The organism is Sphingosinicella terrae (assembly GCF_003347635.1).
GTDB lineage: Bacteria > Pseudomonadota > Alphaproteobacteria > Sphingomonadales > Sphingomonadaceae > Allosphingosinicella > Allosphingosinicella terrae.
This window is the reverse complement of sequence record NZ_QDFY01000001.1, coordinates 1,122,328-1,138,082: the sequence shown is the minus strand read 5'-3', so window position 1 is coordinate 1,138,082 and position 15,755 is coordinate 1,122,328. Positions and strand designations below refer to the sequence as shown.

At 66.1% G+C, this 15,755-nt stretch carries 13 protein-coding genes; 8 read left to right on the top strand and 5 right to left on the bottom strand.

Features of this window, described 5'->3' with window-relative positions; translation table 11 throughout:
- Window position 1 precedes the first annotated feature (1 nt).
- The 5 genes from DDE10_RS05300 to DDE10_RS05280 all read right to left on the bottom strand — a co-directional run bounded on the left by DDE10_RS05300 (window position 2) and on the right by DDE10_RS05280 (window position 5,509).
- Entirely contained in the window at window positions 2-1,438 is a 1,437-nt protein-coding gene (locus DDE10_RS05300) for a hydroxymethylglutaryl-CoA synthase family protein (protein ID WP_114951608.1), read from the bottom strand.
- Window positions 1,439-1,454: 16 nt separating this feature from the next.
- Window positions 1,455-2,630 carry an acyl-CoA dehydrogenase family protein gene (locus tag DDE10_RS05295; RefSeq protein WP_114951607.1) on the bottom strand — a complete coding sequence of 392 codons (1,176 nt, stop codon included), beginning with the start codon at window positions 2,628-2,630 and terminating at the stop codon, window positions 1,455-1,457.
- Entirely contained in the window at window positions 2,627-3,772 is a 1,146-nt protein-coding gene (locus DDE10_RS05290) for an acyl-CoA dehydrogenase family protein (RefSeq protein WP_114951606.1), read from the bottom strand. The genes DDE10_RS05295 and DDE10_RS05290 overlap by 4 nt, the downstream gene beginning before the upstream one ends.
- A gap of 68 nt (window positions 3,773-3,840) precedes the next feature.
- Window positions 3,841-4,245, bottom strand: a complete 405-nt coding sequence (locus DDE10_RS05285; RefSeq protein WP_162806324.1) for an SgcJ/EcaC family oxidoreductase — start codon at window positions 4,243-4,245, stop codon at window positions 3,841-3,843.
- 22 nt (window positions 4,246-4,267) lie between these two features.
- Window positions 4,268-5,509 carry an Rv3169 family protein gene (locus DDE10_RS05280; RefSeq protein WP_114951604.1) on the bottom strand — a complete coding sequence of 414 codons (1,242 nt, stop codon included), beginning with the start codon at window positions 5,507-5,509 and terminating at the stop codon, window positions 4,268-4,270.
- 151 nt (window positions 5,510-5,660) lie between these two features.
- Here DDE10_RS05280 and DDE10_RS05275 point away from each other — a divergent pair, with 151 nt between their 5' ends.
- The 8 genes from DDE10_RS05275 (at window position 5,661) to DDE10_RS05240 (ending at window position 15,747) form a co-directional block, all read left to right on the top strand.
- A complete protein-coding gene (locus DDE10_RS05275; protein ID WP_114951603.1) occupies window positions 5,661-6,566 on the top strand; it encodes an SDR family oxidoreductase in 906 nt (301 codons plus the stop codon).
- Between the two features lie 22 nt (window positions 6,567-6,588).
- Window positions 6,589-7,518, top strand: coding sequence for an NADP-dependent oxidoreductase (locus tag DDE10_RS05270; RefSeq protein ID WP_162806322.1), 930 nt, complete (start codon window positions 6,589-6,591; stop codon window positions 7,516-7,518).
- A gap of 74 nt (window positions 7,519-7,592) precedes the next feature.
- Complete coding sequence (locus DDE10_RS05265) at window positions 7,593-8,921, top strand: aromatic ring-hydroxylating oxygenase subunit alpha (protein ID WP_162806320.1); 1,329 nt, start codon at window positions 7,593-7,595, stop codon at window positions 8,919-8,921.
- Between the two features lie 41 nt (window positions 8,922-8,962).
- Window positions 8,963-9,457 carry an aromatic-ring-hydroxylating dioxygenase subunit beta gene (locus tag DDE10_RS05260; RefSeq protein WP_114951753.1) on the top strand — a complete coding sequence of 165 codons (495 nt, stop codon included), beginning with the start codon at window positions 8,963-8,965 and terminating at the stop codon, window positions 9,455-9,457.
- A gap of 27 nt (window positions 9,458-9,484) precedes the next feature.
- Window positions 9,485-10,399: a VOC family protein gene (locus tag DDE10_RS05255; protein WP_114951600.1), complete on the top strand. Its 915-nt coding sequence runs from the start codon at window positions 9,485-9,487 to the stop codon at window positions 10,397-10,399.
- 7 nt (window positions 10,400-10,406) lie between these two features.
- The gene (locus DDE10_RS05250; protein ID WP_114951599.1) at window positions 10,407-11,192 is read left to right on the top strand and encodes an SDR family NAD(P)-dependent oxidoreductase; all 786 of its coding nucleotides are present in this window, start codon (window positions 10,407-10,409) and stop codon (window positions 11,190-11,192) included.
- Between the two features lies 1 nt (window position 11,193).
- Window positions 11,194-12,210, top strand: coding sequence for an amidohydrolase family protein (locus DDE10_RS05245; protein ID WP_162806318.1), 1,017 nt, complete (start codon window positions 11,194-11,196; stop codon window positions 12,208-12,210).
- Window positions 12,211-12,255: 45 nt separating this feature from the next.
- Window positions 12,256-15,747 (top strand): indolepyruvate ferredoxin oxidoreductase family protein, encoded by a 3,492-nt coding sequence (locus DDE10_RS05240; protein WP_114951597.1) that lies wholly within the window; start codon window positions 12,256-12,258, stop codon window positions 15,745-15,747.
- Window positions 15,748-15,755: the final 8 nt, after the last annotated feature.

Genomic DNA, 15,755 nt, shown 5'->3' with positions numbered 1-15,755 from the left:
GTCAGTCTCCTTGGCGGGCGACCGGCGTCGCCTTCCAGAAATAGCGGTGGAAGTGGCGTTCCGGATCCTTGCTTTTGACCCGGTAGACCATTCGCAGCGGTGTCCCCACGTCGATCCCGCCGGCGTCGACGTCGACGATCTCCATCATCACCCGGGCGCCATTGTCGAATTGGACGAGGCCGAAATAGAGCGGCGGAGCCGGGTAATATTGCAGCCAGTCGGCAGTGTAGGTCGCGATCCGCGCCGGCTCGTCGCGCAGCGAGAGCGGCCGCAGCGGATCGAAGGCCCCGCAATTGACGCAGCTCGCCAGTTGCGGGAACTGGACGGCGCCGCACCGGCCGCATTCGCCGGCGACGAAGGTGGCGAGCTGCTCGCGCGCTCGATATTGCTGGGTGAGGGCGATCTTCTCCCCGCCCTCGGAGCGCATGCCCCAGTCGAGCCCGAGCTCGCCGTGGAAGGAGAGGAGCTTGGTATAATGGCTCTCGCTGCGGCCGGAGGCGAGAGCATCGGCGACGCTCCGCCTCGGCTGATAATCGGCGATCGCCTCGGTCGCCTCGAACAGGAGGACGTCGCAGCCGGCGCCGAAGCTGGCCACGAGGATGCGCTCGCCCGGCTTCGCCCGCTCCAGCACCGAGGCGAGCATCAGCAGCGGATGAGCGGCGCCGGTGTCGCCGCATTGGCCGGCAAGTCCGTCGGCGACCGCCTCCGCGGCGATCCCGGCCTTGCGACCTACCGCTACAGCGATGCCCGGCAACAGCCCCGGCATGCAGAAATGGGCGATGTCGGTTGCGGCGAGGCCGGCCTGGTCCAGCGCCGTCTTGATCGCGGCGGGCACGATCTTGAGATAGCCTTCGTCACGGACCCAGCGCTCTTCCCAGTAATAATCGAACTTCTCGCCGGTGGCGCGGAAATGATCGACGAACGGCTCGGCCCGGCTGGCATGGCCGATCAACCGCGCGATGACGTCGCCGCCGCCGATCCGGAATGCCGCCGCGCCGGCGCCATAATGCATTTCCTGCGCGCTGCCGGGCTTGGCGGGACGAGCGTCGCCGGCAACGACGAGCGTCGGCGTCTCGTCGCGGCTGCGCAATGCGTTGAGCAGCGCCGACGTGCCGGCGCGAAGGGAGCCGGCAAGGTCGGCCGTGGCCACGTCGCCTGCGAGGCCGACCGCGGCGGCGACGAGCGTCGCATTCTGAAGGTCAGCAAAGGGCGGGTTGGTCGAGGCGAACAGGATCGAGCCCGCGTCGGCCGCGTCCACACCGCGTGTCGCCTCGACCGCCATGGTGACGGCGTCTTCGTCCCAGCTTGCGAGCGCCCTGCTGCCCTTGCCGAGCCCGCGCAGGGCGGGAAAGGACCAGCTGTGGGCGGCGGCGATCGCTGCGCGTTCGAGCCGGATTCGGGGGATGTAGGCGCCAAAGGCGGTGATGCCGCGTTCCATGGTTTTCCCGTCGTCGTCAGTAGGATTTGGGAAGGTCGAGCACCTTCTCGGCGATGAAGGAGAGGATCAGCTGCTCGGTGATCGGCGCGATCCGCAGAAGGATCGATTCGCGGAACAGGCGCTCGACCTGATACTCCTTCGCATAGCCCATTCCGCCATGGGTCATGACCGCGCGCGTGCAGGCGTCGAAGGCCGCCCGCGCGCCCAGGAACTTGCCGGCATTCGCCTCCGCGCCACAGGGCTTGCCGGCGTCGTAGAGCTGCGCGGCGCGCATGATCATCCAGTAAGCGGACTCCAGATAGGCCCAGTTTTCCGCGAGCGGGTGCTGGATCCCCTGATTCTCGCCGATCAGCCGGCCGAAGACCTTTCGCTCACGAGCATAGCCGGCGGCCCGCTCGAGCGCGCCGCGGCCGAGGCCCACCGCCTCGATCCCGACCAGGATGCGCTCGGGGTTGAGGCTGTGCAGGATGTAGTGGAAGCCCTTGCCCTCCTCGCCGATCCGGTCCTCGTCGGGCACGAAATAGTCGTCGAGGAAGGTGGCGTTCGAGTCGACCGCGTTTCGCCCCATCTTCGGGATGCGGCGGACCTCGACTTCCGACCGGTCGAGGTCGGTATAGAAGAGCGTCATTCCATCCGTCGGGCGCTTGCACTGCTCCTTCGGGGTGGTCCGCGTCAGCAGGACGATCTTGTCCGCCACCTGACCCGACGACGTCCAGATCTTGCGGCCGGAGACCCGATAGCCGCCCGGGACCTTGGTGGCGAAAGTCTTGATGCTGGTGGTGTCGAGGCCGGCATCGGGCTCGGTCACCCCGAAGCAGGCGCGCTCGGTGCCGGCGACCAGCGGCTTCAGCATCCGTTCCTTCTGCTCCGGAGTCCCGAAGACGACGATCGCGTGCGGCCCGAACAGGTTGAGGTGGATGGCGCTTGCCGCGGAATAGCCGCCGGCGCTCGACGTCACCGTATGCATCATCAAGGCGGCCTGGGTGACCCCAAGTGCCGAGCCGCCCGCTTCCTCGGGCATGGTAATGCCCAGCCATCCGCCCTCGGCCATCGCTTTGTGGAACTCGAAGGGGAAGCTCTTCTCGTCCTCGCAGCGGGTCCAATACTCGTCGTCGAACCGGTCGCAGACCGCCTTCACGCCATCGACGATCGCCTGATTGTGCTCGTCGTCCAGCTGGTCGGCGGCGCTCATCGCCCGAAGACCTTGCGGCTGATGATCTCGCGCATCACCTCCGAAGACCCGCCGGCGATGCGCCGGATGCGGGCATCGAGATAGGCGTGGGCGATCTGATACTCCATCATGTAGCCGTACCCGCCATAGAATTGCAGGCATTCGTCGGCGACGCGGCACTGGAGCTCGCCGGCCAGCATCTTCGCCATCGCCGCCGTGGTCGGATCGAGCGACTTGTCCACCGCCAGCTCGACGCACCGGTCGACGAAGACGCGCAGCGCCTGCGTCTGGGCCATGAGTTCGGCGATCTTGAAGCGGGTATTCTGGAACTCGGCGACGCTCTGGCCGAAGACCTTCCGCTCCTTGGTATAGGCGATGGTGTAATCGAGGATACCCTCGCAGGCGCCGATTGCGGAGACGGCTATGCTGAGCCGCTCTTCGGCCAGGTTGTGCATGGCGATGGCGAAGCCCTGGCCTTCCTCGCCGATCCGGTTGGCGACCGGCACCCGGACGTCGGTGAAGAACAGTTCCGACGTGTCCTGGGCCTTGAGGCCGAGTTTTTCGAGATTGCGGCCCCGCTCGAAGCCGGGCCGATCGGTCTCGACGATGATGAAGGTCATCCCGCGGGCGCCCGCCTGGCTGTCGGTCTTGCACGCCAGGATGACGAGGTCGCACAGCTGCCCGTTCGAGATATAGACCTTCTGGCCGTTGATCACATAATCGTCGCCTTCGCGAACGGCCGTCGTCTTGATCGCCTTGAGGTCGCTGCCCGCGCCGGGCTCGGTCAGCGCGATCGCTGCTATGGCCTCGCCGGAGATCATCTTCGGCAGCCATTCGGCTTTCTGTTCGGGGCTGCCGAAATTGAGGATGTAGCTCGCCGCCATGTCGGAATGGACGGCAAAACCGGGACCGGTGGCGCCCGCCCGCCCCAGTTCCTCCGTGAAGATCGCATTATATTTGAAGTCGGCTCCGGCACCGCCGAATTCGGCCGGGGCGTTGGAACAGAGGAAGCCGGCGGCGCCGGCCTTCAGCCAGACCTCTCTCGAAACCTTCCCTTCCTTTTCCCACTGCCGGTGGTGCGGGGTGATCTCGGTGGCGATGAACCGACGCACGGAATCCCGGTAGAGCTCATGCTCCTCGGTAAAGATGGATCTCGGGATCATCGCCCCTGCGACTCCTTTGGTATGCGTCGTTTACTGACAGCTGACGAATAATACACGTGCGTACAATGTCAACTGCCTGGGGCCGTGGGCTCGTCGGCTCGCTGCGCCTGGAGCGATCCGAAATCGAAATAGTCGCGGATCTGCGTGATGAGGCCATCCTCGACGACGACTGCCCCGGCGACGGGAATGTCGAGCTGTCGGTCCCCATAGTCGAGCACGTCGACCCGTTCGCTGAGCACCGTGCGTCCGTCCCTTGCTGTCGCGATCGCCGTCACCTTGAAGGCGATCGCGCGGCAGGCCTCGAAATAGGGGGCATACATGGCACGGATCTCGTCCGCGCCCCGAAGCACGTTCACCGCGCCGTTCACGAAGACGCAGTCGGGTGCGACGAACGCCATCACCTTCTCGAGATCATGACTGGCCCAGGCATCGAAGAAGCCGCGGGCCACCGCCTCGGCGTCGATATGGTTCATTTCAGTTTCCATTGGTCGGGATTCAGGCGATGCCGCGGCCGGTCAGGCCGCCCTGGTCGGATTGCCCCTCGAAGCCATAGGGCGCGTAGCGGCCGTTCAGGAAAATCTCGATCTGAGCGCGTCCAACGGTGACGGACCCGTCCGGCGCGGTCACGCGGACGGCCGCCAGATGCTCCACGCCGAACAGCTTTCGGGTTTCCCCAGTGCCCGGGAAGACATGGTCGCAAGGCTGGCTGGAGAAATCGAACTCGTCCCATTCGAGGGCCGGGCTGGCGCCATGATAAGTGTGGATGGTGCCGCCGTCGCGCCAGGCGCCGACATGATAGCCGATCGTCCCGAGCACATGTGGCGGGAGCTTCACCTCCATCTCCAGCGTCCAGTCGCCGCCCTTCTCGTCGGTGATGACCACGGTGCCCGAGGTCATCGAGCGCGTCCCCGGCCGCCAGGCGAGGGCGTGGCGGTGGCCGACGAGCTTCAGCTCCGGGCCGTCCCAGCCATGATTGATCCATCCCTCGAACGGCGTGCCGAACGCGTCGTTGAGCGGGACGTTCTCGCCCTCCGGTCCTTCATGGAAATGGAAATAGGACGAGAAGCCCTCGCTCTCGAGAAAGCAGGAGAAGCGCAGCGCGCGAGCGATCGGCGGCGGCGGCGCGGGGGGCAGCCACTTGCCGGGCCCGAGCAGGGGCGGGCGGCTTTCGTAGACGCCCCATGACCGGTCGCGTGAGCCGCCCCAGGGCCGGGCCTCGTCGATGATCGTCCGTTCGCCGTCGATCTCCAGCCAGCCGGTGGCGGTCCCGACCTGGTTGTAGCGGCTCTGATCCGTGGTGAAGCGGCCGTTGCGAACCGCCCGGTGGTGCGCCGACAGGTGGGGCGGCGCGAGCCCGCGCCAGACGAGGTCGTAGCTCATCCCGGATTCGTTCGGCTCGAGCACCATCCGGGTGGCGCGCAGCGGCTCGATGAACTCGTAGCGGAGCGGGCCGATCGCCACGCTGAAATCGTCCCGCCAGATCCGGCTGAGCCTGAGCGTGCGCTGGACGCCCCGGACATTGAACGCGCTATGCCCGCCGATGATGTTGCTGTTCGGGGCGATCCTCATGCCGTTCCACATCTGGATGCCGGCATCGAGGTCGTAGATCATGAAGAAGTAGCCATCGTCCCAGGCATAGTCCGTGTTGGGCACGTAGCTCATCGGATAGGGCGTGGCGTGGACGGGATACTCGTCATACGGCGTCAGCGGCATCCGCTCGAAATCCTGTTCGGTCATCGCCTCATCTCCCGCTTCCGATGATCGTCGCGGCGGTCCGCACCCCTCCGCTCCGTCTACATAACCGGTTGCAAAAGTGGTTTGCAATATGACAGTAAGCATGCTTTCTATTTTTGGAGCCGGGTCAGGCCGGCAGTGACTGGGGAAGAATATGACGAAGCTGTGCGAAGGACGTGTAGCCATCGTGACGGGTGCGGGCCGCGGCGTCGGCCGCGCTTACGCGGTCATGCTGGCGGCTCATGGCGCCAAGGTGGTGGTCAACGATCTCGGCTCGACGACGAGCGGGGAAGGAGCGGACCTCTCGCCCGCTCAGCAGGTGGTCGAGGAGATCGTCGCTGCGGGCGGCGAGGCGTATGCGGATGGATCCGACGTCTCCGACTGGGCCCAAGCGCAGGCGATGGTGGAGACCTCGATCGAGCGCTTCGGCCATCTCGACGTGCTGGTCAACAATGCCGGCATCCTGCGCGACCGGATGATGGTCAACATGACCGAGGAGGATTGGGACTCGGTCATCAAGGTCCACCTCAAGGGTACCTTCGCGCCGACCCACCATGCGGCGAATTACTGGCGCCGCGAGAGCAAGGCCGGCCGGCAGCGCGATGCCCGCATCATCAATACGTCGTCGGGCTCGGGGCTGTTCGGCAATATCGGCCAGGCCAATTACGGCGCGGCGAAGGCCGGCGTCGCTTCCTTCACCGTCATCGTCGCTCGCGAGCTTCAGCGGATTGGCGTGACCGTCAATGCCATCGCGCCGCGGGCGCAGACGCGGATGACGGAGGGGCTGCGCGAGGTGGAAGGGGAGATGCTCCTTCGCCGCGATCCGGAATGGATCGCTGCCCTCGTCACCTGGCTGTCCAGCGCGGAGGCCAAGGACGTCACCGGCCGTGTCTTCGGCGAGGTCTGGGGCTTCGGCTACTCGCTTGCGGAAGGATGGAGGCACGGACCGAAGGCCGAGGCCAGCCGGGACCCCGGCGAGCTCGGCGAACGGCTGCGCCATGTTCTGGCGGCGACCCGCTACAACCAGGGCATCGAGCGCGACACCTGGCAGATGCCCTGAGCCGGCGGCGGGAGAAAGCGCGATGAAGGCAGTACGCATTCATGATTATGGCGGCCCGGAAATGCTCCGCGTCGAGGATGTCGCCGACCCCAGTCCCGGACCGGGCGAAGTGCTGATCGACGTGGCGGCGACGAGCGTCAATCCGGTCGACTGGAAGATCCGCAGCGGGGCCGCCAAGGCCATCGTCCAATATCCGATGCCGCTCGTGCTGGGCGGCGACGTTGCCGGCACGATCGCGGCCGTCGGCGAAGGCGTGTCCGAATTCGGCGTGGGCGACGAGGTCTTTGCGTTGCTCGGCCTGGTGGGCGCCTATGCCGAACGGATCGTGGCCAGCGCGGAGATCGCCGCGCCCAAGCCCGCCGGTCTGAGCTTCGCCGAAGCGGCCTCCCTGCCACTGGTGGCGCTCACCGCGTGGCAGGGGCTTCTCGGTGACGGGCGCGATCTAGCCGATGCCCGTATCCTCGTTCACAATGCGGCCGGCGGCGTGGGCACGGTGGCCGTCCAGATCGCCAAGGCCAAGGGCGCCCAGGTGGTCGCGACGGCGTCGCAGAAGAATGCGGATTTCGTCCGTGGGCTGGGTGCCGACGAGGTGGTGGATTTCAGGCAGAGCCCCGTCTCCGGCTATCCTCAGGACATCGACCTGCTGCTCGACCTGGTCGGCGATCAGGACGCCCTCCGGCTCTGGTCTTTGGTCCGTAGAGGGGGAACGGTGGTCAGGATCGCCGGCGGCGCCGACGCCGCGGCCCTCGCGGAGGAGGGCGGGCTGAAAATCATCAAGGCACGGGTGCGCCCAAACGGCGAGCAATTGCGGGAGATCGCCGCGCTCGTGGAGGCCGGAAAGCTGCGGCCGGTCGTCTCCGCGATGATGCCGCTCGAACAGGTTGCTGACGCGCATCGGCTCAGCCAGAGCGGACATGTCCGCGGAAAGATCGTCCTGACGGCAGGGGCTTAGCTGGACCTTGAAAAGTTCGGTAGCTTACGATAAGAGAGCGTATCGCGTCGGCAGCACGCAAGAAGGATAGGATGATGGCACTGGAAGATCCCCAATGGGCCCTGGTCCAGGCGGACCCGGAGAAGCGCAGCTTCCGGGTTCACCGGAGCGCTTATAAGAGCCAGGAAATCTTCGAACGCGAAAAGGCGCTGATCTTTGGCAAATGCTGGCTCTATCTGGGCCACGGCAGCGAGCTGAACAAGAAGGGCGACTTCGTCACGCGGCGCGTCGGCGGGCGTGACATCATCTTCATCCGCGACAAGAGCGGCGAGATCGGCGCCTTCTTCAACACCTGCACCCATCGCGGTGCCAAGGTGTGCCGTGAGCGCAACGGCAATGCCCGCAATTTCAGCTGCCCCTATCATGGCTGGGTGTTCAGCTCGGAAGGGAAGTTGGTCACCACCAACGCCAATGGCGGCTATGGCGAAGACCTGAATGCCGACGGGCATCTCGATCTCAGGCGGGTGCCGCGCCTGGAGAATTATCGCAACTTCTACTTCATCAATTACAATCCGAACGCGATCAGCCTTCACGACTATCTCGCCGGCGCACGCGACGCGATCGACGCGGTGTGCGACCAGGCCGAGACGGAGCAGGTGATTCTGTCGGGCGAGCACAGCTATTCGATCCGTGCCAATTACAAGCTGCTCGTCGAGAACAGCTATGACGGCTACCATCTGGTGTCCGTCCACGCCTCCTATTTCGATCACCTGCGCGACCAGTTCGCCGGCACGCCGGCGGCGAGCATGATCGACGACACGATCGCGAGCTACAATACCCGCGGCGCGGCGCGCGGCCTCGGCATGGGCCATGCGGTGCTCGATTCCTACGTGCCGACAGGGCGGCCGGTGGCGCAGTGGCTGCCGTCGATGGGCGCGCACCTCAAGGCGCCGATCGAGGCGCGTCGGGCCCAGCTCATCGCGCGCTACGGCGAGGAGCGGGCCGACTATATCGCCGATACCCAGAAGAACCTGGTTATCTTCCCCAACCTGGTGATCAACGACATCATGTCGATCACCGTGCGCTATATCGAGCCTGAGGCGCCCGACTTCATCAAGGTCACCGCCTGGGCGATGGGGCCGGCCGAGGAGTCGGAGGAGCTGCGCGCCATGCGGCTCGACCAGTTCGTCTCGTTCCTCGGGCCGGCCGGCTTCGGCTCTCCCGACGACATCGAGATGCTCGAAATCTGCCAGGACGCGGCGCAGCATACGCCCGTCGAATGGTCGGAGCTGTCCAAGGGGATGGATTGGACGGACGACCCACGCACGCTGTCCAGCGCGCCGGACAACGAGCTGCAGATGCAGGCCTATTGGACGCAGTGGGACCGGGTCATTCGCGGCATCGAGAAGCTGGAGAGGGAATGATGGCTTCGCAGGCTGATCTGGCGAGAAACGAGGAGCCCGTCATGGCTGAGCTTCTGTCGCGCACCGAGGCCGAGGATTTCCTCTATCGTGAGGCGGAGCTTCTCGACGAGTGGCGGTTGCCGGAATGGGCGGAGCTCTACACCGAGGACGCGACCTACGAGGTGACGTCGCCGACGACGGCGGATCCGGTGAATGCCGATCCGGACCGCACCCTCTTCCTCATCTCTGATCGTATCGACCGCATCCGCGGCCGGGCAAACCGGCTGATGAAGAAGTCCGCCCATGCGGAATATCCGCGGTCGAAGACTCGCCATCTCGTCACCAACGTGCGCGTCATCGGCGGCGCGGAAGGGGGCACTCGAATCCGCTCCAACTTCGCCGTCTTCCGGACCAAGGAGGACACGACCTCGGTGTTCATGGGCGAGGTCTATCACATCCTGGTACGCGAGGCAGGCGAGCTCCGCATTCGCCGCAAGCGGGCGATCCTCGATCTCAACAGCCTCTACAATCAGGGTCGGCTGACGATCATCCTCTAGCGTCGATTCTTCTCACAGGAGCGGTCAATGTCCGTCGATTTCAGGTACAGGAAGCTCGGTTATCTGGTCCTCAACGTCAGCGATCTCGAGCGCTCGACGCACTTCGCCACCGACGTCTTCGGCCTGGACCTGGCCGGCGAGGCGGGCGACGGCGCCCGCTTCTTCCGCGCCGGGCCTGCGCATCACGACTTGATCCTCCAGCAGGCGGACTCGCCGGCTTTCGCCCGCAGCGCCTGGGAGCTCGAGACCGAGGCCGATCTCGACAAGGCCTTTGCCCATTATGAGCGTATCGGCCTTTCGCCGCAGTGGGTCGGCGACAATGAATGCGCGAACCTGCGCCTCGAGCGCGCCTTCCGCATCGTCGAGCCGGTGCTGCGCACGACGTGGGAATATTATTCGCGCATGTCCTACACCTCGGTCCCGCGCACGAATAGGCTGACCAAGTTCCAGGGCGGCAAGCATTACGGCCTCACCGTCACCGACTGCAAGAAGGTGACCGACTATATGGTCGAGAATATGGGCTTCCTGGTTTCCGACTATCTGGAAGGCTGGTTCGCCTCGCTGCTCCGGGCCTATCCGACCAGCAATCACCACAGCTTCGCGCCGCTCCAGCTTCCGGGCGCGAAGCCGGGCTTCCATCATCTCGCCTTCATGGTCGAGGAGATTGACGACATCGGCAAGCTCTTCAACCGGATCAAGCGCTACGACGTGAAGGTCCAGTTCGGCATCGGCCGCCACCCGACGTCCGGCAGCATCCACCTCTACATCTACGATCCCGATTACTTCGTCTGGGAATATACGCTCGGCATGGAGCAGTTCCCGGAAGTGGGTGCCCGCGAGCCGCGCCGCATGTCCGCCGCGCCGGAGAATTTCGACCTTTGGGACGCCGTTCCGGACCGGGAGCATGCCCATCTCTTTCCGCCCATCCTCCAGGCGGCCTGAGGCAGGCATGGCCAATCTCGAGGAGCGGGTCGCCGTCGTCACCGGCAGTGCGGGCGGAATCGGCCTCGCCATCGCCGAGCGGCTCGCCGCGGAGGGCGCGTCGATCGTCCTCTCCGACGTCAATGGCGAGGGGCTGGACGCGCTCTGCGGCCAGCTGAAGGGGAAGGGCGCGCCGGACGCGATCGGAGTGACCGGCGATCTCAGCCGCGAGGAAGGCGCATCGGCGCTTCTCGAGGCGACGCTGGGTCGCTTCGGCAAGGTCGACATCCTCGTCAACAATGCCGGCGGCGGCATCATCCGCCCGTTCCTCGACCATACGCCCGAGACGCTTCGCGCGACGATCGACCGCAATTTGTGGACGACACTCTGGTGCTGCCGCGCCTTCCTGCCGCCGATGCTGGAGCGCAAGAGGGGGCGGATCATCAACATCAGCGCGGACTCGGTCCACACCGGGACCTTCTCCCACGCCGGCTACAATGCGGCCAAGGGCGGCGTGAACGGCCTGACGACCGGCCTCGCCTTCGAATTCGGCAAACATGGCATCACCGTCAACGCCGTCTCGCCAGGCGGCGTGATGACGCCCGATCTGCGCAAGCTCATGGAGGCGGATCCCGAGACCGAGAAGAAGTACGCGCTCAAGGTCCATCCCCGCGTCGTGCTGGAGACAATCCCCACCCGCCGCTTCGCCGAGATGCACGAGGTGGCGGCGCTCGTCGCCTTCCTCGCCACGGATGATGCCGGCGCGATCAACGGGCAGGTGTACAGCGTCAATGGCGGGCAGTGGATGCTCTGACATGATCGTCGATTTCCACAACCATTTCCTGCCCGAGCGCTTCCCGGTCCTGCCCGCGGGGGTGACCGAGCCGGCCTGGCCGACGATGCGCCACGACCAGGGGGGCGGCGCCACCCTGCTCGTCGGCGAACGCCCCTTCCGCGCCTTCGAGGACATCTACTGGAACGTCGATCGTCGCATCGCCGCGATGGACTCGGACGGCGTCGACCTCCAGCTCATCTCGCCATTGCCCGAAATCCTGTCTTACTGGCTCGATCCGACGGCCGGGGCACTGCTCTGCTCCGAGGTCAACCGCCAATGCGCGGCCATGGTTCGCCAGGCGCCGGACCGGCTGAAGGGACTGGCTGTGCTGCCGCTGCAGGACATCGAAGCCGCCCTCCGGGAGATCGAGGAAGTCGGCCGGACGGGCGGGCTCGCCGGCCTCTTCGTCGGCAGCAACGTCAACGGCGTGTCGATCGCCTCCGAACGCTTCGATCCCGTTTTCGCGGCGGCCGAACGGCTCGGCCTGGTCGTGTTCGTCCACGGCATCCGGCCCGGCTCGCTGGAGCGGTTGGAAGGACCGCCGCTGATGGGCGCGGTGATCGGCATTCCCCAGGAGAATATGCTCGCCGTCGCCTCCTTCATGGCCCGCGACGTGCTCGGCCGCTTTCCCGGCCTCAAGCTCGTCTTCAGCCACGGCGGCGGTGGCCTGGGATCGGTGCTCGACCGGATGGACCTGGTGTGGAGCAAGTTCCCGGCGCTGCGCGAAGGGATCCCGACTCCGCCCACCGAATATGCCCGGCGGTTCTGGTACGATACGGCCGTCTTCGGGGCTCCCTATCTGCGCTATCTGGTCGAGCGCCTCGGCGCGGACCGGCTTCTCGCCGGCACGGACGGGCCCACCGAGATCGGCCAGAAGGACCTGCTCGGCTTCGTCGCCTCGGCCGGTGTCGAGGGCGAGGCGCGCGCGGCGATCTGCGGGAAGAATGCGGAGGCGCTGATCGCCTCGGCCACGTCCGGCGCGGCGCTGGCTGCCTGATTGAACGGCGCCCGCGCGGTGCGGGCGGTTGACCAAGGGAATGTGATGAAAACCGCAGTCAAGCTCGACGACAAGTTCACGCAGGATCATGGACGGATCTACATCTCGTCCAATCAGGCGCTCGTCCGGCTGCCGATCATGCAGCGCCAGCGCGACGCCGCCGCGGGTCTCAACACCGCCGGCTACATCAGCGGCTATCGCGGCTCGCCGATCGGCGTCTACGATACGGCCCTTTGGTCGGCGGCCGGCCACTTGCGCGACAACCACATCCATTTCCAGCCGGGCGTGAACGAGGAACTCGCCGCGGCCTCGATCCGCGGCACCCAGTGGCTCCATTACTACAAGGAGGCGCGCTACGACGGCGTCTTCTCGATCTGGTACGCGAAGAATCTCGGCGTCGATCGCGCCTTCGAGGTCCTGCGCCAGGGCAATCTCGAGGGCTCGGCGGCCAAGGGCGGCGTCCTCGTTGTCGGCGCGGACGATGTCGGCGGCAAGTCGACGGTAACCGCGACCTCCTCCGACCCGGTGTGGAAGGCGGCGCTGATGCCGATCCTCTACCCGTCGAACACCCAGGAATATCTCGATTACGGCCTGTACGGGTTCGGACTGTCGCGCTTCGCCGGCGTCTGGACCGGGTTCAAGGTGGTCACCGACACGATCGAGCTCACCGCCACCGTCGACGTCGATCCCGAACGCTCGCGCATCATCCTGCCCACCGATTTCGAGATGCCGCCGGGCGGGCTCAACAAGATCCGGGGCGACATCATGCCGCTGCCGATCGAGCGGCGGCTGGTCGAGTTCAAGCTGCCGGCCGCCATCGCCTTCGCTCGCGCGAACCGGCTCGACCGCGTCGTCTTCGACGGCGAGCGCCGCGAGCTCGGGATCGTCACCGCTGGCAAGCCCTACCTGGACGTCCGCGAAGCGCTCAGCGAGCTGGAACTGGACGAGGCCCGGGCCCGCGCGCTCGGCATCCGCCTTTACAAGCTCGGCATGATCTATCCGATCGAGCCGGCGGGGATGGAAGCGTTCGCGCTCGACCATAAGGAGATCCTCGTCGTCGAGGAGAAGAGCGCCTTCGTGGAGGAGCAGCTCGTCTCGCTCCTCTATCACGCGGACGCGTCGCGTCGCCCCCGCGTGGTCGGCAAGAAAGACGAGCAGGGCCGCCGACTCGTCCCCGATTTCGGCGAGACCAGCGTCCAGCTGATGATCGACGTGCTGGCGGCGCGCATCGAGGCCTTGGGCCTGGCCGACGATCGGCTAAGGGCGCGGATCGCGCATCTGCGCGAGCGCCGGGACAATGTCCGCCCGATCAAGCCGACCGGTCTCGTCCGGACCGCCTATTTCTGCTCAGGGTGCCCGCACAACACCTCGACCCGGACCGTGGACGGTAGCCTCAGCTTCGCCGGCGTCGGCTGCCATGGCCTCGCCAGCATGTTCATGCCCGATCGCCCGACCGAATGGGCGGTGCAGATGGGCGGCGAAGGCATGTTGTGGGCCGGGCTCCATCGGTTCGTCGACGTTCCGCACGCTTTCCAGAATCTCGGCGACGGCACCTATTTCCACTCCGCCATCCTGGCCATCCGCGCCGCCGTCGCGTCGGGCGCCAGCATGACCTACAAATTGCTCTACAACGATGCGGTCGCGATGACCGGGGGGCAGCCGGTCGACGGCACGCTGACCGTCGAGGCGATGGCCAACCAGGTCTATTGGGAAGGCGTGAAGCCGGTCGTCATCGTCACCGACGAGCCCGAAAAATATCCAGCCGGCATTCGCTGGCCCGAAGGCACCACCGTCCGCCATCGCCGCGATCTCGAGCAGGTCCAGCGCGAGATGCAGAAGCTGCCCGGAGTCTCGGCGATCATCTACGACCAGACCTGCGCCGCCGAGAAGAGGCGCCGGCGCAAGCGCAAGACCTTCCCGGATCCGCCGCGCCGGGTGTTCATCAACCAGGACGTCTGCGAAGGCTGCGGCGACTGCTCGAAGAAGTCGAACTGCGTCAGCGTCCAGCCGCTCGAGACCGAGTTCGGCCGCAAGCGCCGGATCGACCAGTCCAGCTGCAACAAGGATTTCTCCTGCCAGGAGGGCTTCTGCCCGTCCTTCGTCAGCGTGCTCGGCGGCAGCGTCCGCAAGTTCGGCGCGGCATTCCGTGACGAGGAGCTGGCGCACCTGTTCGCGGAACTGCCACGGCCCGCCCCGGTGTCGACGGCGGACGTCTACAATATCGTCCTCACCGGCATCGGCGGGACCGGGGTCCTGACCGTGGCGGCGATCGCCGGCATGGCCGGGCATATCGACGACAAGGGCGTCAGCGTGATGGACATGACCGGCATGGCCCAGAAGGGTGGTGCCGTTCTCAGCCACATCCGCATCGCCGCGACGCCGGACGCCCTGCATGCGCCGAGGTTGTGGTCCGGATCGGCCGACCTCGTCCTCGGCTGCGACCTCGTCGTGACGGCGAGCCCGCAGACTCTGGACATGGTCTCGCCGGGCACGCGCATCGTCGTCAATACCGACATCGTGCCGACGGCCCAGTTCCAGTCGAACAATGCGATCCGTCTGGACCCGGACGTGCAGCTGCAGCAGCTGCGGGACGTCGTCGGCGCCGATCATCTCGACGGCTTCAATGCGACCTCGATGGCGGCGCGCCTGATGGGAGACAGCATCACCACCAACATGTTCATGCTGGGCTTTGCGGTGCAGAAGGGCCTGGTGCCGCTGTCGATCGAGTCGATCGAGGAGGCGATCCGGCTGAACGGAACGCAGGTCGCGGCGACGCTCCAGGTCTTCAACTGGGGCCGGCTCGCGGCGCACGACCCGGCGCGACTCCAGCAATATCTGGACCGTCTCGGCGCCCGCGACGAAGGTGAGGGCTTCTCCGCCAGCCTCGACGAGCTCGTCGACCGACGGGTGAAGCTGCTCACCGACTATCAGAACCGCGCCTGGGCCGACCGCTATCTCGCCTTCGTGAACGAAGTCCGGGCGGCCGAGACCGCCGCGGTCCCGGGCGGCGCGCTCAAGGTCACCGAAACAGTGGCCCGCCAGCTCGCGCGGCTCATGGCCTATAAGGACGAATATGAGGTGGCCCGCCTCTACACCAATGGCGAGTTCCTGCGGCGCCTGAACCAGCAGTTCGAAGGCGACTTCAAGCTGCAATTCCATATGTCGCCGCCCATCCTGATGAAGACGGACAGGCCGGGCGGCGAGCCGCGCAAGATCGCCATCGGCGGCTGGATGTTCAACATGCTCAAGCTGCTGGCGAAGATGCGCGGACTGCGTGGCGGGGTCCTCGACGTCTTCGGCTATAATCGCGAGCGGAAGATGGAGCGGCGCCTGATCGACGAATATCGCACGCTGGTCGCGGACCTGCTGCCGCGCCTCGATGCCGGCAGCCAGGAAGGCATCGAGAAGATTGCGGCGCTGGCCGACATGGTCCGCGGCTATGGTCCAATCAAGGAACGCAACGTCGCGCAGTATGAGAAGGAGAAGGCGCGGCTGCTCGCCGAACTCGACGCGCCGGCGTCGCGGCTCGCGGCCTGAGCCGCGGC

Coding starts and splice junctions, on each gene's coding strand:
- DDE10_RS05270 (WP_162806322.1), top strand. CDS start 6,589: ATGAAGGCAGTACGCATTCATGATTATGGCGGCCCGGAAATGCTCCGC.
- DDE10_RS05265 (WP_162806320.1), top strand. CDS start 7,593: ATGGCACTGGAAGATCCCCAATGGGCCCTGGTCCAGGCGGACCCGGAG.
- DDE10_RS05290 (WP_114951606.1), bottom strand. CDS start 3,772: ATGATCCCGAGATCCATCTTTACCGAGGAGCATGAGCTCTACCGGGAT.
- DDE10_RS05255 (WP_114951600.1), top strand. CDS start 9,485: ATGTCCGTCGATTTCAGGTACAGGAAGCTCGGTTATCTGGTCCTCAAC.
- DDE10_RS05280 (WP_114951604.1), bottom strand. CDS start 5,509: ATGACCGAACAGGATTTCGAGCGGATGCCGCTGACGCCGTATGACGAG.
- DDE10_RS05295 (WP_114951607.1), bottom strand. CDS start 2,630: ATGAGCGCCGCCGACCAGCTGGACGACGAGCACAATCAGGCGATCGTC.
- DDE10_RS05240 (WP_114951597.1), top strand. CDS start 12,256: ATGAAAACCGCAGTCAAGCTCGACGACAAGTTCACGCAGGATCATGGA.
- DDE10_RS05250 (WP_114951599.1), top strand. CDS start 10,407: ATGGCCAATCTCGAGGAGCGGGTCGCCGTCGTCACCGGCAGTGCGGGC.
- DDE10_RS05245 (WP_162806318.1), top strand. CDS start 11,194: ATGATCGTCGATTTCCACAACCATTTCCTGCCCGAGCGCTTCCCGGTC.
- DDE10_RS05300 (WP_114951608.1), bottom strand. CDS start 1,438: ATGGAACGCGGCATCACCGCCTTTGGCGCCTACATCCCCCGAATCCGG.
- DDE10_RS05260 (WP_114951753.1), top strand. CDS start 8,963: ATGGCTGAGCTTCTGTCGCGCACCGAGGCCGAGGATTTCCTCTATCGT.
- DDE10_RS05275 (WP_114951603.1), top strand. CDS start 5,661: ATGACGAAGCTGTGCGAAGGACGTGTAGCCATCGTGACGGGTGCGGGC.
- DDE10_RS05285 (WP_162806324.1), bottom strand. CDS start 4,245: ATGAACCATATCGACGCCGAGGCGGTGGCCCGCGGCTTCTTCGATGCC.